Source organism: Wolbachia endosymbiont (group A) of Paraperithous gnathaulax (assembly GCF_964028485.1).
Lineage (GTDB): Bacteria > Pseudomonadota > Alphaproteobacteria > Rickettsiales > Anaplasmataceae > Wolbachia > Wolbachia pipientis.
Map to the genome: position 1 here is coordinate 707295 of NZ_OZ034784.1, position 24728 is coordinate 732022.

The 24728-nt window shown below is 34.2% G+C and carries 37 protein-coding genes; 8 read left to right on the top strand and 29 right to left on the bottom strand.

All coding sequences use genetic code 11. The features are described 5' to 3' along the window. Positions 1-161: 161 nt before the first annotated feature. The 6 genes from ABWU74_RS03715 to ABWU74_RS03740 all read left to right on the top strand — a co-directional run bounded on the left by ABWU74_RS03715 (position 162) and on the right by ABWU74_RS03740 (position 6111). On the top strand, positions 162-884 hold the full coding sequence (locus tag ABWU74_RS03715) for an ankyrin repeat domain-containing protein (protein ID WP_353289199.1): 723 nt from the start codon (positions 162-164) through the stop codon (positions 882-884). 54 nt (positions 885-938) lie between these two features. Then, a complete protein-coding gene (locus ABWU74_RS03720; protein ID WP_353289446.1) occupies positions 939-1106 on the top strand; it encodes an ankyrin repeat domain-containing protein in 168 nt (55 codons plus the stop codon). Beyond that, positions 1046-1915, top strand: a complete 870-nt coding sequence (locus tag ABWU74_RS03725; RefSeq protein WP_353289447.1) for an ankyrin repeat domain-containing protein — start codon at positions 1046-1048, stop codon at positions 1913-1915. Before ABWU74_RS03720 ends, ABWU74_RS03725 begins: the two co-directional genes overlap by 61 nt. 317 nt (positions 1916-2232) lie before the next feature. Beyond that, positions 2233-3252, top strand: coding sequence for an ankyrin repeat domain-containing protein (locus ABWU74_RS03730; RefSeq protein WP_353289200.1), 1020 nt, complete (start codon positions 2233-2235; stop codon positions 3250-3252). 211 nt (positions 3253-3463) lie between these two features. Further along, entirely contained in the window at positions 3464-4729 is a 1266-nt protein-coding gene (locus tag ABWU74_RS03735; RefSeq protein ID WP_353289201.1) for an ankyrin repeat domain-containing protein, read from the top strand. A 65-nt stretch (positions 4730-4794) separates the two neighbouring features. After that, the gene (locus ABWU74_RS03740) at positions 4795-6111 is read left to right on the top strand and encodes a hypothetical protein (RefSeq protein WP_353289202.1); all 1317 of its coding nucleotides are present in this window, start codon (positions 4795-4797) and stop codon (positions 6109-6111) included. Positions 6112-6452: 341 nt separating this feature from the next. On the opposite strand, the gene ABWU74_RS03745 is transcribed toward ABWU74_RS03740, so the two are convergent. From ABWU74_RS03745 to ABWU74_RS03770, 5 genes are all read right to left on the bottom strand, one after another. After that, the gene (locus ABWU74_RS03745; RefSeq protein WP_141456809.1) at positions 6453-6617 is read right to left on the bottom strand and encodes an IS3 family transposase; all 165 of its coding nucleotides are present in this window, start codon (positions 6615-6617) and stop codon (positions 6453-6455) included. Beyond that, the gene (locus tag ABWU74_RS03750; protein WP_010082071.1) at positions 6610-6771 is read right to left on the bottom strand and encodes a DDE-type integrase/transposase/recombinase; all 162 of its coding nucleotides are present in this window, start codon (positions 6769-6771) and stop codon (positions 6610-6612) included. Before ABWU74_RS03750 ends, ABWU74_RS03745 begins: the two co-directional genes overlap by 8 nt. A 3-nt stretch (positions 6772-6774) precedes the next feature. Next, positions 6775-7209, bottom strand: coding sequence for an IS3 family transposase (locus tag ABWU74_RS06710; protein ID WP_144078574.1), 435 nt, complete (start codon positions 7207-7209; stop codon positions 6775-6777). Further along, positions 7194-7496, bottom strand: coding sequence for a transposase (locus ABWU74_RS03765; protein ID WP_353289203.1), 303 nt, complete (start codon positions 7494-7496; stop codon positions 7194-7196). Before ABWU74_RS03765 ends, ABWU74_RS06710 begins: the two co-directional genes overlap by 16 nt. Before the next feature lie 142 nt (positions 7497-7638). Beyond that, complete coding sequence (locus ABWU74_RS03770) at positions 7639-9159, bottom strand: HlyD family type I secretion periplasmic adaptor subunit (protein ID WP_353289204.1); 1521 nt, start codon at positions 9157-9159, stop codon at positions 7639-7641. Between the two features lie 266 nt (positions 9160-9425). Between ABWU74_RS03770 and fabG the strand changes: the two genes are divergently transcribed. After that, complete coding sequence (gene fabG, locus ABWU74_RS03775; protein WP_015589136.1) at positions 9426-10160, top strand: 3-oxoacyl-[acyl-carrier-protein] reductase; 735 nt, start codon at positions 9426-9428, stop codon at positions 10158-10160. Between the two features lie 88 nt (positions 10161-10248). Continuing rightward, entirely contained in the window at positions 10249-10578 is a 330-nt protein-coding gene (locus ABWU74_RS03780; RefSeq protein ID WP_155968336.1) for a TrbC/VirB2 family protein, read from the top strand. Between the two features lie 27 nt (positions 10579-10605). Here ABWU74_RS03780 and ABWU74_RS03785 read toward each other — a convergent pair whose 3' ends face one another. From ABWU74_RS03785 to rplP, 24 genes are all read right to left on the bottom strand, one after another. Then, on the bottom strand, positions 10606-11886 hold the full coding sequence (locus ABWU74_RS03785) for a M48 family metalloprotease (RefSeq protein ID WP_174515763.1): 1281 nt from the start codon (positions 11884-11886) through the stop codon (positions 10606-10608). 71 nt (positions 11887-11957) lie between these two features. Continuing rightward, positions 11958-12602, bottom strand: a complete 645-nt coding sequence (ribB, locus tag ABWU74_RS03790; protein ID WP_007549343.1) for a 3,4-dihydroxy-2-butanone-4-phosphate synthase — start codon at positions 12600-12602, stop codon at positions 11958-11960. Between the two features lie 6 nt (positions 12603-12608). After that, entirely contained in the window at positions 12609-13103 is a 495-nt protein-coding gene (gene greA / locus ABWU74_RS03795; RefSeq protein WP_007549342.1) for a transcription elongation factor GreA, read from the bottom strand. Positions 13104-13112: 9 nt separating this feature from the next. After that, positions 13113-14654, bottom strand: a complete 1542-nt coding sequence (gene atpA / locus ABWU74_RS03800) for a F0F1 ATP synthase subunit alpha (protein ID WP_182320407.1) — start codon at positions 14652-14654, stop codon at positions 13113-13115. After that, a complete protein-coding gene (gene atpH / locus ABWU74_RS03805) occupies positions 14651-15211 on the bottom strand; it encodes an ATP synthase F1 subunit delta (RefSeq protein ID WP_010962742.1) in 561 nt (186 codons plus the stop codon). Before atpH ends, atpA begins: the two co-directional genes overlap by 4 nt. Positions 15212-15252: 41 nt before the next feature. Next, positions 15253-15603, bottom strand: coding sequence for a YraN family protein (locus ABWU74_RS03810; protein ID WP_012673177.1), 351 nt, complete (start codon positions 15601-15603; stop codon positions 15253-15255). 23 nt (positions 15604-15626) lie between these two features. Further along, positions 15627-16055, bottom strand: a complete 429-nt coding sequence (gene rplQ / locus ABWU74_RS03815) for a 50S ribosomal protein L17 (RefSeq protein WP_007550873.1) — start codon at positions 16053-16055, stop codon at positions 15627-15629. A gap of 7 nt (positions 16056-16062) precedes the next feature. After that, complete coding sequence (locus ABWU74_RS03820) at positions 16063-17130, bottom strand: DNA-directed RNA polymerase subunit alpha (RefSeq protein ID WP_012673178.1); 1068 nt, start codon at positions 17128-17130, stop codon at positions 16063-16065. 21 nt (positions 17131-17151) lie between these two features. Beyond that, positions 17152-17538 (bottom strand): 30S ribosomal protein S11, encoded by a 387-nt coding sequence (gene rpsK / locus ABWU74_RS03825; protein WP_353289205.1) that lies wholly within the window; start codon positions 17536-17538, stop codon positions 17152-17154. Between the two features lie 24 nt (positions 17539-17562). Next, complete coding sequence (gene rpsM, locus ABWU74_RS03830) at positions 17563-17931, bottom strand: 30S ribosomal protein S13 (RefSeq protein ID WP_010962745.1); 369 nt, start codon at positions 17929-17931, stop codon at positions 17563-17565. Between the two features lie 59 nt (positions 17932-17990). Then, positions 17991-18632, bottom strand: a complete 642-nt coding sequence (locus ABWU74_RS03835) for an adenylate kinase family protein (RefSeq protein WP_007550178.1) — start codon at positions 18630-18632, stop codon at positions 17991-17993. Continuing rightward, positions 18629-19957: a preprotein translocase subunit SecY gene (gene secY, locus ABWU74_RS03840; protein WP_010962747.1), complete on the bottom strand. Its 1329-nt coding sequence runs from the start codon at positions 19955-19957 to the stop codon at positions 18629-18631. Before secY ends, ABWU74_RS03835 begins: the two co-directional genes overlap by 4 nt. A 3-nt stretch (positions 19958-19960) precedes the next feature. Next, on the bottom strand, positions 19961-20431 hold the full coding sequence (gene rplO, locus ABWU74_RS03845) for a 50S ribosomal protein L15 (RefSeq protein WP_006279863.1): 471 nt from the start codon (positions 20429-20431) through the stop codon (positions 19961-19963). Positions 20432-20434: 3 nt separating this feature from the next. Then, positions 20435-20947: a 30S ribosomal protein S5 gene (rpsE, locus tag ABWU74_RS03850; RefSeq protein WP_353289206.1), complete on the bottom strand. Its 513-nt coding sequence runs from the start codon at positions 20945-20947 to the stop codon at positions 20435-20437. 12 nt (positions 20948-20959) lie between these two features. Continuing rightward, complete coding sequence (gene rplR, locus ABWU74_RS03855) at positions 20960-21331, bottom strand: 50S ribosomal protein L18 (protein WP_006279867.1); 372 nt, start codon at positions 21329-21331, stop codon at positions 20960-20962. A 5-nt stretch (positions 21332-21336) separates the two neighbouring features. Continuing rightward, entirely contained in the window at positions 21337-21882 is a 546-nt protein-coding gene (rplF, locus tag ABWU74_RS03860; protein ID WP_007551152.1) for a 50S ribosomal protein L6, read from the bottom strand. A 16-nt stretch (positions 21883-21898) separates the two neighbouring features. Beyond that, on the bottom strand, positions 21899-22294 hold the full coding sequence (gene rpsH / locus ABWU74_RS03865; protein ID WP_007551150.1) for a 30S ribosomal protein S8: 396 nt from the start codon (positions 22292-22294) through the stop codon (positions 21899-21901). A 21-nt stretch (positions 22295-22315) separates the two neighbouring features. After that, entirely contained in the window at positions 22316-22624 is a 309-nt protein-coding gene (gene rpsN / locus ABWU74_RS03870) for a 30S ribosomal protein S14 (protein ID WP_006279345.1), read from the bottom strand. 16 nt (positions 22625-22640) lie between these two features. After that, positions 22641-23174 carry a 50S ribosomal protein L5 gene (gene rplE / locus ABWU74_RS03875; protein WP_010962750.1) on the bottom strand — a complete coding sequence of 178 codons (534 nt, stop codon included), beginning with the start codon at positions 23172-23174 and terminating at the stop codon, positions 22641-22643. 6 nt (positions 23175-23180) lie between these two features. Next, positions 23181-23498 (bottom strand): 50S ribosomal protein L24, encoded by a 318-nt coding sequence (rplX, locus tag ABWU74_RS03880; protein WP_410542100.1) that lies wholly within the window; start codon positions 23496-23498, stop codon positions 23181-23183. Next, entirely contained in the window at positions 23498-23857 is a 360-nt protein-coding gene (gene rplN, locus ABWU74_RS03885) for a 50S ribosomal protein L14 (RefSeq protein ID WP_006279348.1), read from the bottom strand. The genes rplX and rplN overlap by 1 nt, the downstream gene beginning before the upstream one ends. Before the next feature lie 13 nt (positions 23858-23870). Then, positions 23871-24107 (bottom strand): 30S ribosomal protein S17, encoded by a 237-nt coding sequence (rpsQ, locus tag ABWU74_RS03890; protein ID WP_007549925.1) that lies wholly within the window; start codon positions 24105-24107, stop codon positions 23871-23873. Next, positions 24100-24303, bottom strand: coding sequence for a 50S ribosomal protein L29 (gene rpmC / locus ABWU74_RS03895; protein WP_006279350.1), 204 nt, complete (start codon positions 24301-24303; stop codon positions 24100-24102). The genes rpsQ and rpmC overlap by 8 nt, the downstream gene beginning before the upstream one ends. Positions 24304-24314: 11 nt before the next feature. Then, complete coding sequence (gene rplP, locus ABWU74_RS03900; RefSeq protein ID WP_010962752.1) at positions 24315-24728, bottom strand: 50S ribosomal protein L16; 414 nt, start codon at positions 24726-24728, stop codon at positions 24315-24317.

Below are 24728 nucleotides of genomic sequence, written 5' to 3' on the forward strand. Positions count from 1 at the left end.
AAGAAAGGCATGTTTCTATTGAATTGCACAAATATGCTCCTTCTACCGATCAAGCAGAGCAACTAAAACAATCGCTCGTAATTTTCAGGAAGACATATAAAATTCTTGACTTTTGTATCAGGCATATAATGATTAAAGCGGTTTTAAACTAAGGTAAAATTATGAATTTAAGTGAGTTGCAAGAGATATTAAGAGCAATAATACAAGATGGTGTAGATGAGAGTAATGTTATTGATAGAATAGAAAATCAGCTAAAAGAACAAGATTTTGACATAATATTTTCCGATATGGATGTAAAGACTACTTTACTGCATGTAGCTGCTTCCATGGATCGCTTAAGAATAGTTGAATATCTTGTAGGTAAAAAAAATGTTGCTATTGATTTACAAGACAAGGATGATCATACTCCCCTACACAGTGCTGTTCGCAAGAATAATTTCAGTATAGTTGAATATCTTATAAAAAATCATGCTGATCCTAATGCAAAGAACAATCACGGCTTTACTCCTTTGTACTTTGCTGCCTTTAAGGGTTACTTAGACATAGTTAAACATCTTGTAAAAAACGGAGCTACTCTTGATCTACGAAGCAAGAAGGGTGATACTCCTTTATATGCTGCTGCTTCAGAGGGTTACTTAGATATAGTTGAATGTCTTATAAAAAAAGGAGCTAATCCGAATGTGAAGAACTATCGTGGCACTACCCCCTTACATGCTGCTGTTAAAGGTGGTTACTTAGACATAGTTAAATATCTTGTAAAAAACGGAGCTACTCTTGATCTACGAAGCAAGAAGGGTGATACTCCTTTATATGCTGCTGCTTTAAGTGGTCACTTAGATATATTTGAATGTCTTGTAGAAAACGAAGCTGCTCTTAATCTATAAGACAAGGATGATAATACTCCCTTACACGCTGCTGCTAAAGGTGGTCGCTTAGATATAGTTGAATGTCTTATAAAAAAAGGAGCTAATCCGAATGTGAAGAACTATCGTGGCACTACCCCCTTACATGCTGCTGCTAAAGGTGGTTACTTAGACATAGTTAAATATCTTGTAGAAAACAAGCTGCTCTTGATGTACAAGACAGGGATGATAATACTCCCTTAGACTCTGCTGCTTCAAAGGGTCACTTGAACATAGTTGAATATCTTGTAGAAAACGGAGCTCCTCTTAATCTACAAGACCCGATTGGTAGTATCACTTTATACTGTGCTGCTTCAAATGGTCACCTAAACATAGTTAAATATTTTATAGAAAAAGCTGATGTTGAGACAAAAAACAGTTATATCTACACTGCTTTCTATTTTGCTGTTCTAGGAGGTCACTTAAACATAGTTGAATATCTTGTAAAAAACGGAGCTGCTCTTAATGTGCAAGACTCGATTGGTAATACCCCTTTACACCATGCTGTTTTAAACAAGCACTTAGATATTGTTAAATATCTTGTAGAAAATGGAGCTGACCTTAATGCAAGGAATTATAATAATAAAACTCCTTTAGATGTTGCTAATGAAAATGGTTGCTTAGATATAGTTAAGTATTTAAATGAAAAGAAGGTTGCCGCTGATGCAAAGAATAATGCTGACAAAGCTCCTTTATATATGGCTGTTGAGAATAGTAAACAGGGTATAGTGCAAGCTACATCAAACGCGGAAGCCAAACATATCGCTAATAAAGCGGTAAAAATTGGCTTCTCTGTAGGCATAATAACCATGTTGACAGTGGCTATTGGATGTTTTGCTGCGAATGTTGGGTTATCAATGTTAGTTATAGCTGGCATAGCTGTAGCTGCTGCGTTGGCAGTTGGAACTGTTGCTGGTAGTATTACATATGTAGTATCGAAGCCTGGCAATGAACTAAATGAAATCAGTATAAACGAAAAAACATTTGTTCGCCAACCTACTTATAGTGGATAGAAAAGTTTACTAAGAAATATCAAAAACCATACAGTGTAGATATAACTGTTTTTGTCTACAGAGACTATAGCTAACACAAGAAAGGTCTACTTGGGTGCTGAGAGCGGAATCAACTTTTATTGATTAATACCGTCCCTATATTATTTCAAGTCAAGCTTCCCTTGGTTAGCTAAGAAGAATTGCAAATACGTTGCTGCCTTATGCCTACAACAAACTGAAACAATCACTTATAATTCTGGAGATGGTATATAAAATTCTTGATTTTGACATCAGTCATGTAATAATTAAGATATGAATCTTTAAGATGAGGTGAAATTATGAACTTTGGTCAGTTACTGGAATCATTAATAAGTGCTATAAATAAGGAACATATAATGAACAGAATAAAAGAAGAGTTAGAACAACAAGGTAAAGATTCAGAAGATGTATATGAAGAGTGGCTTGACAGTAAATTGGACACAGAATACGCTTCCGCCATGTTAGATTCTCAGGAGGATATAGGTGTAGAAGAGACATTTCTGTATGCAGTTGTCTGCCTTGGTAAATTAGAGACAGTTAAATATCTTGTAGATGAAAAAAAAGCTAACGTTGATGCAAAGAGCAGCTCAAGCTGCACTGCTTTACACTTTGCTGCTGAACGTGGTTACTTAGATATAGTTAAATATCTTGTAGATAAAGAAGCTAACGTTGATGCACAGGATAATAATGGCTGCACTCCTTTGCACATTGCTGCCCAAAATGGTCACTCTGACCTAGTTAAATACTTTATAAATCAAACAAAGGTTGACGTTAATATAAAATCAGGTTGTGGTTGCACTCTTTTACATTTTGCTGCTGAAGGTGGCAATTTAGAGGCAGTTGAATATCTTGTGGGTAAAGGAGCTAACGCTAATGTGAGGGATAATTGGGGTTATACTCCTTTACACTCTGCTACTGAACGTGGTTACTTAGATATAGTTAGATATTTTGTAGAGAATCTTACAGGCGAAAAAGAGGTTTACATTGATGCACAGAATGATGATGAAAGTACCCCTTTACACCTTGCTGTTGAATGTGGCTACTCAGATATAGCTAAATATCTTGTAGAAAATGGAGCTGACGTTGATGCAGTGGATGTTAACAAAAAAACTCCTTCAGATATCGTTGATGAGTATAGTCATCCAGGTGTAGTTGAGTTTCTTAATAAAAAGCGTGTTACTTCTGATGCAAACAGTAATGTTCCTTCACAGGCTGCTAAAAGAACTAAACTGGATAAAGTGCAAGAAGATAATATTGAGTTACTTATAACATCCATTTCAAAATTAAGTCGGACTGAAGGTATCACTGATAAGATGTAGCATTAAAGCCTAGTAATAGGCTAAGCGAGTCCAACGTAAGTAGGCAACATCCACTGATACATCTTGACAGTAGATGGGTTTTTGTATAGCTAATTGTGTTTAGTGACAAATTAAATATGGAAGAGCTAAAAAAATGTGGTTGTGAGACAAGTGCTGCTAGGTGTAGTGGTAAGAGCTAAATATAAACAATTCAATAGCATAGGGTAGAAATATGATACATTATAAGTGGTTAGAAATATTAAGTGCAATAAATTCTGACAATGATTTAAATAGGGATAACATAATTGAAAAAATAAAAGAGAAGTTAAAAGCAATAGATCCAACCACGTATAAAGAGTGGAAAAATTTTAATTTTAATGTGAATTATTGGATAAACAATTGCGCAGAGAGATGTACTCTATTGCATATCGCTGCTGGAAATGGTTATATAAAGGCAGTGAAGACTCTATTGGAAATAGGTGCAAAGGTCAATGCAGTAGATCTAGATAGGATGACTCCGTTACACTTAGCTGCCGAAGGAGGTCATGCAGAGGTAGTAAAAATCTTAATAAACGCAGATGCAAAGGTTAATGAAGTGGATAGAATGAAGCGTACTCCATTGCATATGGCTGCTAAAAATGGTCATATAAAGACAATGGATGCTCTATTAGAAAAAGGTGCAGAAATTAATATAATAGATAAAAAGGGGTTGACGCCATTATTTCTTGCTGCCGAAAATGGTCATAAAGAAGCAGTATGTGCTTTAATGGAAAAGGGAGTAGATTTTTTATTGGGAAATAAAAATAGAATCCTAAAGTACTTAGAAAAACTAACCAAAAGTGATAATTTAAAACAGTTTCGAAAAGAGCAAAGGGATGATGAATATGAATCACTTAAATACTCATTGCTATGTCGTGATGATCATTCTTTAGTTGATATTGTTGGAGGAGATATATTCAATAGCTTAATGCATATACGGCTTGCTGGCATATCTGGTCTAACACCAAGTCAAAGAGAATTAAATAAAGAATTATTCAGTATCCTCCAAGCATACCTGTCTTTTAGTGATGAAGGTGATTATAATGAACATGGTTATATTGTGAGACTTAGAAATTTTTTACAAGACAATGGAGATAATCAAGATCTAGAAAAAGTCCTTAATCTTAGAAGAGGAGAATCTAAATTAACAGTATTACACATAATATCAAGTATAGCTGGGGTAGAAAAAGAATATGACGATTCTGTAGCTTTACTTTTGAAGGCAGGAGCTAACCCTAATGTAAAGGATGATAGAGGAAAGACACCCTTGCATTATGCTACTGGACCTAATAGTATAGCTTCTCTTATGGAAAAAGGAACTAATCTTAATGAGCAGGATAATGAAGGAAAAACACCCTTACATTGTATTGCAAGCACTGATACAATGATCTCATCTCTTCACTTCTGGATAGTGGAGCTAGATCTGATATATGTGATAAACAAGGAAAGACCTCACTAGACATAGCAATTGATAATTGTAACTACTATGCTGAAGGTTATCTTTTAACTGAGGATCACAAAAGGTTGCAGCAAGAATTAGACTGTATTCTTGGTGGTGTTGACAAAGATAACCCTTCTTCTCTAAGTAAAGGTCTTACTGTATTAGAAAAGTTTTTGAATGAACGCAAGGGTACTCAAGACTTAAAGAGAGTTTTAAGCCTTCATAACAATAAAGGGAAGTTACGAATCTTTCAATATATCAGAGATGTTTTTCATAGTGATGAAACTTGTTGTAAAGAAGCAGAAAGATTGTTGCTGGCAGCAGGAATAAAAGATTTCAAAGGGTTAGATAGTGAAAAGCATCTGCTTAAATCTAGGACTCTATGGGATAATTTAATACTAGACCAGCAGGCAAAGTTAGAAGTGTTTTTAGATGAAGTAGGTAAAGCGCAAGACATGAATCAATTAGAACAAGTTGTAAACGAAGCTATAAAGTCTGGAATAAGGTTTAATTTTCCTCATCAAGGAAAGATGTATGAAGATAAGTATAACTTTATGGATTGTGTGATGAAAAGAATAAAAGAGATTAGTGAATTAGAAAAGAACTCCAAGGTTGCTAGTGATATAATATGTAAATTAGTATCAAAAGGAGCGGTGTGGTATGTTGTAGATAGTATGTATGTGCTCAATACACTGGAATTAGAATTTGAAGATCATGAAACTAATATGATAAAAGCTCATGGAAGTTGTGCAAATCTTACTCTCAAGTTTATGGAAGTTGTTAGAGGTGCAACTAATGGTAAGTTAAAAGATGCAAAAATGGACAACTCTACTTTCTACTTAGAGTATTCAGAGGATAGCATAATAGATGTCGCAAAGATAACAGATGGGGCAAGGAGCTTAGGGTTAACTCAAGGAAAAATAGAATACGGAAGAGATATAGTAAAGATCGGTAAAAGTGAGGTAGAAATTATAACGGAAAATGGCATAAGGCATTACACTAATCTTGCAGACAATAGTAATATAGTGTTAACTTTCTCTACTAGTTTAGGAGAATTAGAAGTTAATTTGTACCCTGACAAGCAAGATAAAATAATAGTAGAAGTTAGTAACAAAAAGGAAATACTGGAAAAGTTCAAAAATTGTAAAGAAGAATTAGGTGAGAATTGCTCGCTTGGTGGATATTGGGTCTACGATGCTATTAAACAGGGATATTTTGAAAGGTCTGGAAAACTTTGTCAATCTTTTGAAACAATTAGTCTATCTAAAAAAGTCTCAGAAGGAGTCAAAGCAGCGGTAAAAGGTTTAAAGTGTGGTGATATAGTGAGTTCTTCATCCAGTAATATATTTCCTCCAAAAGCGATTATGCAGGAAGGTAAAGCAAGAGTACCAGGAGCATGAACTCAAAGTTGCTTAGGGTCAAGTTTTGAGTATTTTACTAAAATAGCTTTAACATTTTTTGGGGAATGTTTTAAATCCTATGGTGATGTTAAGTTAATAGCTTAAGAGATATTCTAAAGGAGTTATCTTATTTAAAAAATTACTTGGACGCTTATAGTTTTTTGAGCATAGCCTTTCATGTTAGATTCAAAGAAGACTGAATAGGCTGCTCCACACTTTCTACTTTCTCGAGCTTGGTGTTGGGCTTAAAGGTATTGACCTTACCCAGAAAAAGTGGAGAGAAAGTTTGGAATGTTTTTCACAAAGAGAATGATGAATCAAAATGCTCAGGAATGCAATAGTTAATAGTGACGTTGTTTGTTATAAAAAATTTCTATATATTCAAATATAGCAGTTTTGATATGCTGTTTAGAGTGCCGAGAGGTGTCTATTGGTAACTCCCTTTTTAGAGAACTGAAGAAGCTTTCCACAACAGAATTGTCGTAACAACAGCCTTTATTACTCATCTATATTCTTTACAGCTAAGAGATATTGATACCCTTGCGCAGTATATTGTGAACCTTGGTCACTGTGCAGCAGTAGATTTTTAACAGGTTTACGCCTATTAATGGCCATTAATAAAGAGTTCATAACCAATTGTTTATTTATTGCACTACTCATTAACTACCATACGTGAGAATTATTGCTGCCAAATATAGCCATCCCTCCTTGGTTTTGATGTAAGTAATCCCATACTTTATTTGGTTGATCAACAATAAAGTTTTGATCTAGTATATTGGGAGCTACAGCTCTATTATCTGTTTGTTGTTTTTTAATTTTAAACTTTCTTCTCAGTATAGCCCTGATGTCATTTTTCTGCATAATACTTTGCACCGTTTTCAAATTGCAACTTTTACCCAAAGCCTTCAATTCAGCATGAATTTTAGGAGCTCCATATCTACATTTAGAAACTTGATATATTTTTTGAATAGCTTCGAGTAGCTCTTTATTTGCTGATTCTCTACTGCTTATTTTTCTTGTGGTCCACTTATAGTAGCCACTAGCAGAAAATCCTACATAATTCCTGTACTTTATAGCAGTTACTATATAAAAAAATATTTTACTCTTTTTGACTGGCCAGGGCTTTTTTTTAAATGTCTCTTTCCCTTGTTACTCTTGCTTTGTAAATCAAACCTCTCTTTGTCGTAAGGAGCCATGTTACCTCTACCTGGAAATGCATTTGCCGCTGACTTTTTTTCGTTATATTTCTTCATCCATTTTCCTAATAAACCACCCTTTATTCCTAAATCTCTTGCTATTTTTGTAATTGTTTGACCTGCCTTTCTTTGTTCATTTGCCAGCTTAACAGCTTCCAATTTGAATTCTGCCTTATATTCTCTTGCCATTTCTAATCCTCCAAAATTTTATTTTACCCAAAAAAACTCTTTTCTTTCTCTCCACTTTTTCTGGGTAAGGTCAAGAAGCCTATTGTCTAATTATGTACCTAAATTTTATTACGGCACTTTCACTACTACTTTAACGAGTGAGCTACCTTTCTATAAAAGACCTATCGACTGTTGCAATTATAGGCGTAAACAAGAATGATAAAAGAGTACGAGATTGAGTAACTATGTACACTTCTGCTGGCATACCAGGGTATAGGTATACGTTTTTAAACTGAGCAAGCTCTGGTTTTGGTATCACTACACGTACTGAATAATAACGCCCTAGCCTTGGATCATCAAGGGCATCGGGAGAAATATTGCTTACTATACCATTAATTAAACTTAAACGACGTGCACTGTAAGCACTTAAACGAACTTTAACCTTTAGCCCTTCTAGCCCATCAATAGAGACTATGTTGCTATCTTTCTTTTGTGCTGACAGTATCTCTTCTATGTTTCTGGTCTGAATTTTAGCATCTATTATTAGGTCATCATCCGATGGCACTACGCTCATGATCGGAACTCCAGATTGTATAACACCACCTTCAGTATGGTATCTTATATCTGTGACTATCCCATCTTGAGGCGATTTAATTATTGTACGTGCTAATGAATCTTCAGCAACCATCAGTCTCTCTTTCAAGTCTGCAATAGACGTACTAACTTCCTTAAGTTCAGCGTTTGCTCTTTCTTGAGAATCATTTCTCACGTTTATAATTTCTAATTCGTTCTCTCCAATTTTTTGCTGCACTTGAGATATTGCAGAACGGTAATATCCAACTCTGCCTTCAATTTCAGCAAACTGCTTTTCTAAAGCTAAAATGTGTGGTTTGCTTATATGGCCACTATCAAGTAATTGTCTTTTTGTTTCCAACTCCTCAGTTATCAAGTCATATTGCTTATGAGCTGCATTTAGTTGAAAGTTTAGCCCCGCTAATTCATCATTTAACTGCTTTATACGTTGTTGCAGTATGTCTGTTTTTCCCAATATGCTCTTTCTCTGAGAGTTGAACAACTTTACTTGATTCTTTATCGCTTTATTTACAAGTTCATCGTGAGATAATTTTTTAACCTCATCAGGAAACTCGAGCGTGTCCAAATCTACTCTGATTGCAAGAAGCCTTGCTTCTGTTGCTAAAAATGATAAGAGCTTCTCTTTGATGATACTTAAATTCGCCTTCTCGTTAACATCACTCAACAAAACTAGAGGCTCATCTTTTTTAACTGCTTGACCCTCTTTTACTAAAATTTTGCTTATTATTCCTCCGCCCAAGTGTTGAACTATTTTTCTATTTGAAGATACAATAACTTCTCCACTTGCATGCACCGCACCGTCAATTGGAGCTATAGCCGACCAAATACCACCTATCCCAAAAAAGATGAGTATTACTACCAGACCAAAAAATAGTGGTCCCCATGTTACTTTCAGGACTTCATTTACGTTATTACTTTCGCGTTTTAAAATAAAATTTATCACTGCATCAATCAATGCAAACGTCTTATCCAAAAATTTTGGGTACTTCTTCTTTTTATTTTTTGCTCCTTGCATATTTATATTATCACCATGGCCAATCAAGCCTGTCAAAGAAAATCCAGCGCTAAGCTTTTTTAACTTACTTATCATAATACTACTGTGAATTTGTGTTAACTCAAGATAACACACAAAAACAAAGAATCTATAATTTAAGCATTCCATTTAGACTGTAGAGCACCAGAATAAACTATTTAGTAACAATTCCTGCATCAACTATGTTTTTAAAATTTTTTGACGTTTAACTTTATTATAACTTTTTCTTTATTTTGTGAATATCTGAGTTACTTATATTATGTAAGAAATCTATTGCCAACTAGTCAATATTCTGTTAGGAATTAAGATAATATAAAGTTATTATGCTTAAATTGGAAAGCAGAAAGTTCCTGATTACTGGCGCATCAGGCGGAATAGGGCAAGCAATTGTAAAAATTATGCACAAAGCCGGAGCAACTTTATGTATTTCTGGCACAAAAAAAGAAGTGCTCGAAGAAGTTGCTAAACAATATGAAAAAAACATGCATGTACTCCCTTGTGATTTATCAAATGCTGAGGAAGTAAATCAACTAATAAATAGAGCAAGTGAGCTGATGGAAGGCTTTGACGGGCTCGTATGCAATGCGGGTATTACGCGAGACAGTTTATTATTGAGAATGACAGATGAAGCATGGCAAAAAGTAATTGATATTAACTTGAGCTCTACATTTAAGCTGAGTAGAGAAGCATGCAGAAAACTAATTAAGAATAATTGGGGAAGAATTATAAATATTTCCTCAATAATAGGGCTGACAGGAAACGCCGGGCAAGCAAATTATGCGGCGTCTAAAGCTGGAATAATAGCTATGAGCAAATCCATAGCAAAAGAAGTTGCAAGTCGTAATATAACAGTAAATTGTATTGCTCCTGGGTTTATAGATACTAAAATGACTGAAGTTTTAAATGAAGGACAAAAGGGAAAAATATTAGATAATATTCCAATGAAAAGAATGGGAACAGGGGAAGAAATAGCAGCAGGGGTCTTGTTTTTAGCAAGTGATGAAGCAAAATATATAACAGGGCATGTGCTCAATATTAATGGTGGGTTATTTATGTAGCAACACTTATGTATGGACAAATTATAATTTTTACTTTAAAATAAAAAATGTGTAGGTTTAGGTTAATTTATTACTTAGAGGCAAAAAAATGAGCTCTATAATGGAATTTTTTAGTGTTTTTTGCGTAGTATTGCTTTTCTCTTTCTCAGGTTATGCAGCTGACCCTGATATGGATGACACAACTAAAGTAATATGCAATATTATTGGTTATGTTTGGGGGATAGGCGGTCCACTTATGACGGTAGTAATAATTGGTGCAGCTTTGCTTGCAATATTTGGCAGGATGCCGTGGCCAGCCCTCTTTGCTCTTGGCATGTTCTGTGGTGTATTTTTTGGCGCTAAAACTATCATAACGAAAATTATGCCCAACGTAAGCGATGAAGCAAAAACTATGTTGGAAAAGTGTGGACAAAAATAATCCAAAAAGTGCAGAAATGCTTTTTTGTTATCCATTAAACCGCTTCATATCTTCAACTTGCAACAAATAAGGGCTATCTTTTGGTAAAGTTTTAACAGCTAGCTCAGCATATTTTGTAAATTGCTTTAAATCACCTTCAATACAAGCCTTTTTTGTCAAGGCAAAATAATGCATTGCCGTATCAGCTTCACATTTATATGCAATGCTTAAATACTTCCAGACAAAAGCGTTATCTGGTTCTACATTCAAAATCTGCTCCAGGTAAAAAATCGCCTTTTTTGCATCACCGTGTAATAATAAAGTATGAGATAATGCAAGTTTCACTAAATAACTGTTTTTCTCAGATAAATACCTAAGCGATTCCTCATACATTTTTATTGCTTCACTTAAATTTCCGGCCTTGTATAGCATTTCTGCTTTTAATTCATATAGGTATGGGTCATTGCGTGACTCTTGAATCAATGAATTAACTTTAGCAATAGCCTCTTCTATCTTTCCTTGCCTATAGCAAACTATAGCATTTACATACTCAGAATTATTTTCATATTTATTAGATAACACATGAATAGGAGCAAAGAAAGAGTCTAGCTTGGCAACCACACGCTCAAACTTTAGTAACTTATCCGCAAAAATTGGTTTTACGTTGTTTTTAACCTTATAATTTTGTACAGCAAATATACGTTTCTCACTAAGTGGGTGAGTGCGGAAATATTCCTCGGTGTTCTCATGCTCAATACTTTTAAAATAATCAAAAATCTCTTTCATACCTGAATTATCATAGCCAGATTCATCAAGATACCTTAAAGCATAGCTATCTGCTACACTTTCTTGCTCTTGAGAATAGTTAAAAAATAGCCTTGAACTAAACGCTACACCACTAAGCAAAATTGCACCAGCAACCTGAGGGTTAATGATAATACTAGAAACTAATCCTACCATATAACTAATCATTGCTATCGATTGAAAATAACCCATAGCACTACTCATTTGCAATATATGACCAGCAGATATGTGAGCAATCTCATGTGCTAATATACCAAGCAGGACATAAGGTTTAGCCGAATATTGTAAAAGTCCTAAATGAATGAAAATACTGTTATTGTTAATTACAAAAGCATTAATCGAATTGTCATTAATTATAAAAACTTTTATTTGCTCATGATCAATATCCGCAGCAGAAAATAAAGGTTGCGCTAGCTCTTTCACTATTGCTTCCACTTCACTATCTCTAATAATGTTAATAGAGTAAGCATTATTACAATATGCAAAAAAGAACAATAAGGTCAAAAACTTAGCAACTCTAAACATGAAAATTCTGTGCTTGTATAATTTATAGAAATTCTATATTTTAACACTTAAATTATACAAATTTATAAACGCTAGTTTAAATTTTTAACGTAACTGATAAGTTTGTCGATGGTAGTTAACTTAATTTTATGTTGTTCAGCAAATTTAAGTAACTGAGGTAAGCGCATCATAGAGCCATCATCATTCACTAATTCACAAATAACTGCTGAATGATCAAACCCTACTAACTTCGCCATTTCAACACTCGCTTCAGTATGACCAGCACGTTGTGCCACCCCACCTTTATGTGCAATTACAGGAAAAACATGACCTGGAGTTATGATGTCATCCTGAGTACCATCCTTGTTGATAGCAGCATGTATAGTTTTCGTTCTATCCTCTGCTGAAACACCGGTTGTAATGCCATAACGTGCATCAATTGATGTAGTAAATGCGGTATGATTTTCACCAATATTTTTCTTTTCCATGAAATTAAGGCCCAACCTTTTCATGTGAAATTTAGTCATTGCTAAGCAAACAACCCCTGTACCGTACCTAACCATAAAAGCCATATGTTCCGGCTTTATTTTCTCAGCTAAGACAATCAAATCGCCTTCATTTTCTCTATTTTCATCATCAACTAAAATGAATAATTTACCGGAACGAGCATCCTCTAATACATCTTCCACAGAAGAAATACCTGGTAGACTCATTGAAGCATAAGTGGCCTGTACCATAATAATTTACTTAAATTCAATCTTAACTATTTTATACAATTTCTCTCCATTTGGCACTGTCACTTCCACATATTCACCGACTTTTTTGCCGATTAAGGCACTCCCAAGTGGTGAACTAGTAGATATTAACTGCTTTGAAACATCAGCTTCATATTCGCCTACAACCTTATAAACATATTCCACTTCACCGTTATTATCACTTAACATGCTTAATGTCACAGTTGCACCAAACATTACTGAATCACCAGACAAATTTTTTACTTCTATTACTTCCGCATGTGAGAGCTTACTTTCTATCTCCATTATACGGCCTTCAATAAAACCTAACCTTTCCCGTGCTGCATGATACTCTGCGTTTTCAGACAAATCACCTTGATCACGAGCATCAGAAATAGCCTGTATCACAGAAGGTTTTTCTTCCTTTAATTTTTCAAGTTCGGCTTGCATATTCTCAAAACCTTCCCTCGTCATAGGAAATTTATTAATAATGGATGAAGCCATAATCACCACCTAAACGCAATTAAATTGAGTAACGAAATTACTCACAATGTTAAAAATATCACCTTTTATATCATCACTCATGTCATTTGACAACTTTTTTAAAACCCCAGGGTGTACAGTATGAAAATAATTAATAAGATCATGTTCAAATTTATTAATGTAACTTATTTGTATTTTACTTAACTGATTATATAGGTTAGAAAAAATATACATCAGCACTACTTGCTCTTCTATTGACATAGGTAAATGTTGTTTTTGCTTTAATAACTCGACAAGATATTTACCCTTATTCAAGGATAATTGAACACTAGCATCAAGATCAGAACCAAATTTTGCGAAATCTTCTAATTCTCTATACTGAGCTAAGCTTAGCTTTATAGAACCAGCAACTTTCTTCACAGACTTTAGTTGTGCAGCAGAACCAACCCGTGAAACTGACAAACCTATATTTACTGCAGGCCGAAATCCTTTATAAAATAATTCAGACTCAAGAAAGATCTGCCCATCGGTAATTGAAATAACATTTGTTGGCACATATGCAGATACATCACCAGCTTGAGTTTCGACAATTGGCAAAGCAGTTAAAGAACCCTGCCCTTTTTTATCAGACATTTTAGCAGCTCTTTCAAGCAAGCGAGAATGTACATAGAATATATCTCCAGGGTAAGCTTCACGACCAGGAGGACGTCTGAGCAATAAAGACATCTGCCTATATGCCACAGCATGCTTAGATAAATCATCATATATAATCAAACAATGCATTCCATTGTCACGGAAAAATTCCCCAATAGTGCAACCAGCATAAGGTGCTAAAAATTGCATAGGCGCGCAGTCAGATGCACTAGCCACAACTACAGTTGTATACTCTAATGCTCCGCTTTCTTTCAGCTTATTTACCACTTTTGCTACTGTTGAAATTTTTTGCCCAATAGCAACATAAACACAGTAAACTTTTTGATTTTCGTTTACCTCATCGTTAATCTTCTTCTGATTGATAATAGTATCAAGCGCAATAGTAGTTTTACCAATTTGTCTATCACCAATAATTAATTCACGCTGCCCTCTACCTATTGGAATTAGCAAATCTATAATTTTAATTCCTGTTTGCAGTGGCTCATGCACAGACTTACGATCAATAATGCCTGGCGCTTTAGATTCTATATCCATTCTGTTTTTGGCTCTAATTTCCCCACCGTCGTCCATAGGATGGCCCAACGCATTTACAACTCTCCCTAACAATTCATGCCCTACAGGCACCTGCACAACATCACCACTACATTTTACAACGTCCCCTTCTTTCACATCACGGTCATTACCAAGCACAACTATTCCAGCCGTATTATGATCTAAATCGAGAACTATTCCTTCTACACCACTTGCAAAAAATACCTTTTCACCGAATTTTGCTTTTTCCAGCCCATAAACCAATGCGATACCATCTGTTACTGAAATTACTTCACCTATATTTTCCCGCTTTATAGGATTATCAAACGTCTCAACCTTTTCTCTTATTATACTTGCTATCTCAGAAACATTCATACTGTTCTTCATACAAAATTCCTTACTTTTAATATTTCCATTTTACTTAAGTCAACTAACCTATCCAAGTAACTTTTTAGCGAAGCATCGATCAAATTAAAACCATACCTAACTACGAAGCCACCTAGTATAGAAGGGTCAACCACATTGCTTACTTTTATTATTTTACCAAGAAAGCTCAAAGATTCAGTAATTATTTTTATATCAGATTCCTTTAAAGTTTCTGCTGACTTTATAGTAATTTCGAATTCATTTTCATTTTCTCTTGCAAGACTTAAGAATTTTTCTAATATAAGGATCAATAAACTAGAGCGTTTATTTGCAAATATAACCATAATAAATTTTACTAAATTCTCACTCAAGTGCTCATTTATAGAAAGCATCACTTCTTTTTTGTGTGCAAAAGAAATCATAGGATGAGATAGGTACACAAAAACATCACGTTGATCCTTAAAAAAAGCCAACAAAAATTCTACTTCTTTCCTTATAATACCTAACCTGCTTCCTGAGACATGAAATAGCACTCTAGCGTAAGATGAAACTAAATTATTGTATTGGGTCTTTTTCATATTAAATCCAGTAAATCTAAATTAATTCAGCTACAAATCTTTCATTCTTCAATCCAAGCATTTTTTATATAAACAGGTCTTCTCTTTAAGGAAAGAAAATATAAATCATATCTGACTGAATAATCTAAAAAACTAAGGTTTTTACTTAAGAAATACTTAGAAGAATTTATAATAGACTGACATTGAAGATGAGATATCGGTATTTCTTTTCCAAGTAAACTTGTTTTAACTTCTATAAAAATCAGCTCCTTTTTTTTAGATACAATTAAGTCAATTTCACCGAACTTACAACGGTAACGGCGTTTTATAACATTATACCATTTCAGTTTTAAATATACTAAAACTAATAACTCGCCAAAGTAACCTACAAAGTAGCGTAACCTACTTACCACAAGAAGAACAATTATGATAACAATTAACTTTGTGTAACTACTTTGCCTCCTTCTTTATTTTTACTATAAACCTTACCTCTTGCTGCAATATCCCTATCAACCAGTTCTATCACTGCCATTGAAGCGCAATCACCCTTTCGAGTGCTAAATTTTATTATTCTAGAATACCCACCTTTACGATCTTGATAACGGCTGGCTAAGACGTTTAATAACTTATCAACTGCTAACTTACTATTATGAAGGCGTGAAAGCAAAAGTCTTCTACCATGTAAAGTATTCTTATTCTTAGCAATTGTAATAAACTTTTCGACATATGGACGAAGTTCCTTAGCTTTTGGTAAAGTAGTTACAATCTGCTCATGGTTAATTAATGAGATAGATAGATTCTTTAACGTCGATAATCTATGTTCAGTACAACGAGATAGTTTACGTTTTTTTATTCCATGTTTCATATATCACCTAATCTTCATCAGTATGTTGTTTAGCCAACTCATCTATATCCTTAGGTGGCCAGTTTAGCACATTCATACCCAAAGACAAGCCAAAATTAGTCAAAACTGCCTTAATCTCATTCAAAGACTTTCTGCCAAAATTAGCAGTTCTTAACATTTCACCTTCTGTCTTTTGTACAAGATCACCTATATAAGTGATGTTTTCGTTTTTCAGACAGTTATGAGACCTGACAGATAATTCCATTTCATCTACCTTACGCAATAAGACAGGGTCATAACCCAAATCTTTAGCACCACTAGACGAAGAAACCTGCGATTTTTTATAACTTACATCAGAACTAATAAAGGGCTGAAGTTGCTCCTGTAATATTCTTGCAGCAGAGTCAACAGCTTGACTCGGAGAAATTGTACCATCAGTTTCAATTGACAATATCAGCTTATCCTTATCAGTCACTTGGCCAACACGACTGTTCTCTACCCTGTACGAAACCCTGTTGACAGGGCTATACAAAGCATTAACTGGAATAAAACCAATTAAATCCTGTTCACTCATAAGCTTCAAAAGTTCATTTTCTTTATATTTAGTTACAGGAAGATAACCTTTTCCGCTAGCCACATATATGGTCATGTTAAGCTCCACATTTTGCCCCAGCGTACATATTAACAAATCTTTATTAACAATAGAGCATTGATCATCAGTTTCTATCATCCCAGCTAATACCTGGCAAGGCCCTTTAGCGTTTAAATTTAAGCATTTATTAGAAGCACCATTTAATTTACACCTCAACATACCCATATTTAATACTATATCAGTTACGTCTTCTCTCACCCCTTGAATTGAAGTGAACTCATGAGTTACACCTTCAATTTTTATTCCATAAACAGCACTACCTTTAAGAGAAGATAACATTACACGTCTTAATGCATTGCCTAATGTTAAAGCAAAACCACTTTCCAACGGTTCTAGCACTATATCACTTTTTTCACTTGAATCATCTGATATTACCTTAACTGAACTAGGTTTAATCAATTTATCTAAATTGCTACAGAGAGAAACATCATTATTATAATACATAAAACAACCTTTTCAAATATCCTATACTCTTCTTTTTTTTCTTAACCTGCACCCATTATGAGGAATTGCGGTTTTATCTGCAATTGAAGTCACAGTCAACCCACATCTCTGAAGTGCTTTAACCGCAGCTTCGGTACCAAAGCCAGGGCCGCGAATTATTACAGAGACAACCTTCATACCAAATCTCTCCATTGCGTTCTTCGCAGCAGACTCCGCAGCCTTACCTGCAGCATAAGGTGTGGATTTTCTCGAACCTGAAAAACCACATGCACCCACAGAAGTTTGACATAGCGTATTACCATGAACATCAGTTACATTTACAAAAGTATTATTAAAAGTTGCACGAATATGGACAACACCAGTAATAAACTCCTTCTTACTCTTACTAACCGTTTTGACTTTTTTCATTAAAACTCACAATAATAATAAATTTTATTTTTTCCCAGCAATAGGCAACCGAGATCTACCTTTACGAGTCTTAGCATTAGTATGAGTCCTTTGCCCTCTCACAGGTAAACCTTTTCTATGTCTCACCCCTCTATAGCATCCCATTTCCACTAAAGATTTTATGTTCATAGCCACTTCTTTTCTGAGCTCACCTTCTATAACATAATTTTGTCTAATGAAACCGCTGATCTTTTCTATATCTTCATCTCGTAATTCTGAAACACGTTTGCGCTTATCAACTTCGCAAGCGTGACAAATTACATTCGCAGTAGCAATACCTATACCATATATATAAGTTAATGCAAAAGGAACACATTTCCTCACTGGAATATTTATGCCTGCAATACGTGCCACTGGTACCTCGATACTTTATTAATAACAACTCTTAATTTATACCATAAAACAACTCAGAGTCAAACCAAATTACAAGAAATTTTACTTTCAATCTCTTGCGTTACCTCATCAACACTCAAATTAGCGTCAATTGTTAATAATTTGCCTTTATAATACTCGCGTAAACCTTTCATTTGAAGGTGATATTCACTTATTCTCTTATTAATTGCAGACATATCAGCATCATCAATTCTTTTCTCTAACCTCGTACTTTTACATTTAGCACAAGTAGTACTCTTAAAAGAAGATACACTATATATGCTTTTACAGTCCAAACACGCGAGACGATTTTTTAACCTATCGATTGCAATATTATCGTCAAGCTGCAGCTCAACTACAATGTCAACATCCCTATTATATTTTTCTTGCAAAACTTGAGTCAAAAAATGAGCCTGGTTTAAATTTCTCGGAAAACCATCTAATAAGCAATTATCATCCACTAATGCAAGCTGGTCACGTAATAATCCACATATAATTTCATCTTGAATTAAATTACCAGATTCCACGGTACCCTTTATTTTTTTACCTAACTCACTACTGCTAGATATAATATTCCTTAATAAATCCCCTACTGAAATTAATTTTAAATTATATTTTGCTATTAACAAGCTTGACTGAGTACCTTTACCAGAACCTGGAGGACCAAAAATCGTAATGATCATCTTACTTTCCTCGTTTTAGACTCATATTTCTTTATCCAGTTGTCGTACCTATTTGAAAAAATATAAGATTGTATTTGCATAATAGTATCAGTAATAACGTTCACTATAATCAGTAAGCTCGTCCCACCAAAAATAAATGGTATATCATAATAATATCTCATAACTTCAGGTACAGTACATATGACTACCAAATACGCAGAGCCAATGAATGTCAACTTAAAAACTATATCTTGAAGGTAATCAGAAGTATGTTTCCCAGGCCTTCTACCAGGTATAAAACCACCATTTTTTTTAAGAAAATCTGCGTTTTCCTCTGGATTAAATATAAAATTGGTATAGAAAAAATTAAAAAATACTATCAGCACCAAATAGGCTACAATATATACTACTTTATTTGCCATAAAGTAATTCAAAATAAAATCAGAAAAAGCGTGCCCCTTATAGAAATTTGCAATTGAAATAGGTGTCAATAAAATTGCATTAGCAAAAATGGTTGGTACTACACCAGATAAATTAATCTTCAATGGAATATAAGTAAAATCGTCATTATGTAATCTTTTAAATTGCTTTTTAGGATGTTGAACAATAACCTTTCTATAAGAAGACTCTACAAAAATGACTAAGAGTAGCAGCAAAAAAAACAATACCAAAACAAAAAGGATAATAAATAACGATACGCTACCGTTTTTATTTAACGTTAACAAAGATGACAAAGCGCTGTGTAACTCTGATATTATACCCGTGAAAATGATTAATGAGATACCATTGCCTATACCGCTAGCGCTGATTCGTTCACCAAGCCATATTAAAAGCATAGTTCCACCTAAAAGGCTGAAAACACCTATTGTACGAAACATAACACCAGGTTCGATTACAACCAATACCCCTTCCCTATTCATCCCTTCCAATCCAACCAAAATTGGAATTGATTGAAATACACAAATTACTATGGTCAGATAGCGTATATAAGAATTCATCTTTCTACGGCCTGACTCTCCATCATTCTTAACTTCCTTCATTCCTTTAATCGCAGAAGAAAGTAACTGAATAATGATAGAAGCCATTATATATGGCATAACGTTCAATGCTAGAATTGTCATTCTAGCCAATGCACCACCAGAAAATAAATTAAATACTCCAAAAACGCCTGAGCCATCTTTGGGAAATATATCATTAATTACATCAAGATTAATTCCAGGAATAGGCACATAAGTACCCAAGCGATAGCAAATTAAAGCTATTAGCGTAAAAAATATACGCTTTAATAAATCGCCTTTATATAACAACGTAGGATCCAAGCTATTAAATGCTGATTTATTGCCCATGACTTACGATAGTATTTCCACACTACCACCAACTGAAGCTACAGATTTTTTTGCAGCTTCTGACGCAAAATCAACATGAAACACAAATTTTTCGCTCAACTTACCTTTATTAAGAAGTTTAATTTTATCCTTAATAGACTTTATAAAACCTAATTTATACAGCCTCTCCTTATCTATAACAGAGTCTTTCACTATTTTTTTAGCTTCCATTAAGCGCTGTATATCGCCAACATTAATTATAGAGTATATGCTCCTACGTATAGGCTTAAAACCTCTTTTAGGCAAACGAGTATATATAGACTGTTGTCCACCCTCAAAACCATTTATAGAAACTCCACTTCTAGCCTTCTGCCCTTTATGCCCTCTACCGGATGTTTTACCTTTACCACAACCGATACCTCTACCCAGCAACTTAGGCTTCTTTTTCTTAGATAATTTAGTAAATATAGAGTTTAATTTTACAGCATTATTCATACTTTACCTGTTTCCAACTATCTCGCTAATCTTTTTGCCTCTTTTGCTTGCTACCTGACGAGGAGATAACATACTATCAAAAGCCTTAAACACCCCACATATAACGTTATGAGGATTATTTGATCTAGTGGATTTAGCTACCACATCCTTTATACCTAACACCTCAAAAACTGATCTAATCGCTCCACCAGCAATAATACCTGTTCCGGCTCTTGCGGTTCTTAAAACTATCTCACCAGAACAAAATTTAGCTTTAATATCATGATGCAAAGTTCTACCTTCACGCAAGTACACTCTAATCATTGATTTCTTTGCAGCATTTACAGCTTTGACTCTTGCTTCAGCAACTTCTGCGTGCTTACCTATTCCACACCCTACCCTACCCTTCTCATCGCCAACAACAACCAAAATTGAAAATGAAAATCTTCTACCACCTTTGGTAACCGTTGTCACTCTTCGTACCGAAACTAAAAGCTCTGATAAATCATTATTATTTTGTAAATTCTTTATAGCCATATTCAAAACCTTCTAAAATTCAAATCCAGAACTTCTTAAAGCCTCAGCAAATTGAGAAACTAATCCTGTGTATTTATACGCTCCACGATCAAACGTAAGCTGCTGCTCTAATTTCATGCCAGACAGACGCTCAACCATTAAAGAAGAAACCTGTTTTATAGTTTCAGCGTTGACTTTCCCTTTACATACATCCTTAATTTTAGCATCCAAAGTAGAAGCTGAAGTGAGAGTTATTCCTTTTACATCATTAATTAACTGGACATAAAAATGCCTATTAGATTTAAATATGGATATACGTAAACGTTCAGCGCTCTTGTCAAGCTTCGCTCTATTACGTAACTTCCTTTTTTCAGAATTACTTAAAAAATTATACGATCTTTTCATTTTTATTACTTCTTTTTACTTACAACCTTACGCAGCATAAATTTGCCTTTTATTACAACACCCTTACCTTTATAAGGATCATATTTTCTAATTTTGCATATATCAGACGCCACCATATAGACCTTCTGCTTATCCATACCACTAACTACTAAGTGAGTTGGCTTTATGCACTTAATCTCAACATCTTTAGGCACTTTATATTTAACATTATGGCTATAACCAAGATATAAAGTCAAATACTTACCATCACACTCTGCCTTATATCCCACACCGTTAATCTCAAGATTAACAGAAAAACCATCAACCATGCCGTTAATGATATTATTAATATTACTCCTATAAGTGCCCCACATAGGCTTTATTTTATCATAATTATCTTTATCTTGATCAACAGAAAGCAATAGCTGATTATCAATAATCTGACACACAACATCCCTGATCAAGCTAACTTCCTTTTCAGCCTTAGCACTCTTTATTAACATACTACCATTATTATATTCAACTGAAACACCAGCAGGAATATTGATAGGAGCAGCACCTATACGAGACATGAATTTCTCCTATTATTTAAAACACACGACACAAAACTTCTCCACCAACCTTTAATTTATGTGCATTATAATCAGTCATCACTCCTTTGGGTGTCGATATAATAAAAATACCAAGACCATTATATGCTTTAGAAATGTCCTTATACTTAGAATAACGACGACAACCAGGCTTTGACACCCTAACTATGTCACTAATTACAGGTGACTTCTCATAATACTTCAATTTTACAATGAAAGAAGGTAAATTATCTACAACTTGCTTTTCATAATCAAGGATATACCCTTCCTCTTTTAAAATCTCCAATATAGAAGAATTCATCTTAGAAAATAGTACCCTTGTTGCCCTATGCATTGCCAATTGAGCATTACGTATCCTTGTTAAAAAATCACCAATACTATCAGATAACGCCACAATATACTCCTTATATTATATTTACCAACTAGACTTTGTAACTCCTGGAATTTGCCCAAAAGAACATAAATCACGCAAAACAATTCTACATAAACCAAATTTTCTATATACTCCTCTTGGTCTCCCAGTTAAAGCACACCTATTTCTAATTTTGGTTTTAGAAGAATTTCTAGGCAATTTTTTAATTAATTTATTTTGAGCTGTAAACCTTTCTACAATAGACAGATTCTTATTATTTATTATAGATTTCAATTTTTCTCTTTTTTCTTTATATTGATCGCACAACTTTATTCTGCGAAGATTTCTTTCTATCATAGATTTTTTTGCCATATATTTCTCCTCTCAATTAATCAAAAAAAGGAAATTTAAGAGCCAGTAATAATTCCTTTGCTTCCTTATCACTAACTGCACTTGTTATAATATTAATATCCATACCTCTAATTTTACTTATTTTATCATAGTCTATTTCTAAAAACGAGATATGTTCCTTTATACCAAAGGAAAAATTACCATTACCGTCAAATTGCTTCACACTAAATCCTCTAAAATCTTTTTCCCTTGGCAAAGCAATATATATCAATCTTTCTAAAAACTCATACATTTTATCTCTACGCAAAGTTACTTTGCAACCTACTGTAGCACCTTTTCTGATCTTGAAGCCAGAAATAGATTTTTTTGCAAAAGTTGATAAAGGCTTCTGCCCAGCAATCAAATATAGGCTATCAAGTGGTTCATTTATTGCTTTACTATCTGTAGCAGCATCTCCAACGCCCATATTGATACACACCTTGACAAGTTTAGGCACTTGCATTATATTGCCGTAATTAAACTTATCCTTCAAGGACTTTACTATGCTATCTTTATACAATTCTTTAAACATATCAACCTAATCTATCACTTCTCCAGAAACTTTTGCAAAACGCACTTTTCTACCGTCTATAACCTTAAACCCCACTCTAGTTGGAGTTTTATATTTAGGGTACAATGTTGCAACGTTGGATATATCAATAGCTAACTCTTTATTTAATATACCACCACTACTACCAGCTTTTGGTTTAGTATGTCTCTTATGCACATTCACTCCAGAAACAATTACTTTCTTTTTAGCATCACGTGCTATAACTTTGATTACCTTACCAATTTTTCCCTTATCTTTACCAGTTAAAACTATAACGTCGTCACCACTTTTTATTTTAGCACTCATTATAAAACCTCAACAGCTAATGACATTATCTTCATAAAAGAACCAGATGATAACTTTTTTACCGGACCAAACACCCGAGTGCCAAGTGGTTCACCTTGATCGTTAATCAAAACTACAGCATTGCTAGAAAAACGAATTACAGAACCATCAGATTTCCTAATAGGGCTTTTCACCCTCACCACAACTGCTCTATATACTTTTCCCTTCTCAACTTTCCCTCTTGGAGTAATAGATTTAGTAGATACAATAACTGTGTCACCTATAGATGCAGACTTTCTACCACCCAATAAACCAATACAAAGCACTGCACGCGCGCCAGAATTATCAGCTACTTCCAACAATGTATTTTTTTGAATCATATAAATATCCTATTCAATGTGAGCTATTAACAATAACCCATTTTTTAGTAGTAGAAATAGGCTTGTGTTCTTGTATTAAAACCTTGTCCCCTTCTTTACAACTATTATTCTCATCATGTGCTGTATACTTCTTGTATTTTTTTATAACCTTTTTATACAGCTCATCCTTATACACTTGTAATACCGAAACCTTTACAGTCTTATCACACTTAGCCTTAGTTACAGTACCACAAAAAACCTTTTTAGGCATTCTTTTCCTCTCTTCTTCTTTTATTTAATGTAGTTAAAATACGAGCTATGCTCTTTCTTATTAAGCTAAAACGCGAAATATTGTTGCACTGGCCCAGCTTCTTTTGAAAAACCAAATTAACAAACTCTTTTCTCAAATTCACAAGAATTTCATGCAATTCTTGCGAGGACCTCGATTCAATGTCAGCTATATCCATTGCAACTCCATTTAATTATGATTAGATACAAATTTACACTTCATAGGAAGCTTAGCAGTTGCCTTTTCAAGCGCCAATCTTGCTAAATGCATGGGAACATCACTGCTAATTTCAAACAACATTCTACCGGGCTTAGCTTTAAATACCCAAAACTCAACACTACCTTTCCCTTTACCCATACGCACATCCGCCGGCTTTTTACTAACAGGGGTATCAGGAAAAATTCTTATCCACACTTTACCAGAGCGTTTTAATGTTCTAGATATTACACGCCTTGCAGTTTCAATATGCTTAGATTGAATCCTACCTGCTTCCATAGCCTTTAGACCATAATCTCCAAAAGATAATGTGCTACCACCTTTCGTGTTACCCTTAATTCGTCCTTTAAATACTTTTTTATATTTACTTTTTTTAGGAATAAACAT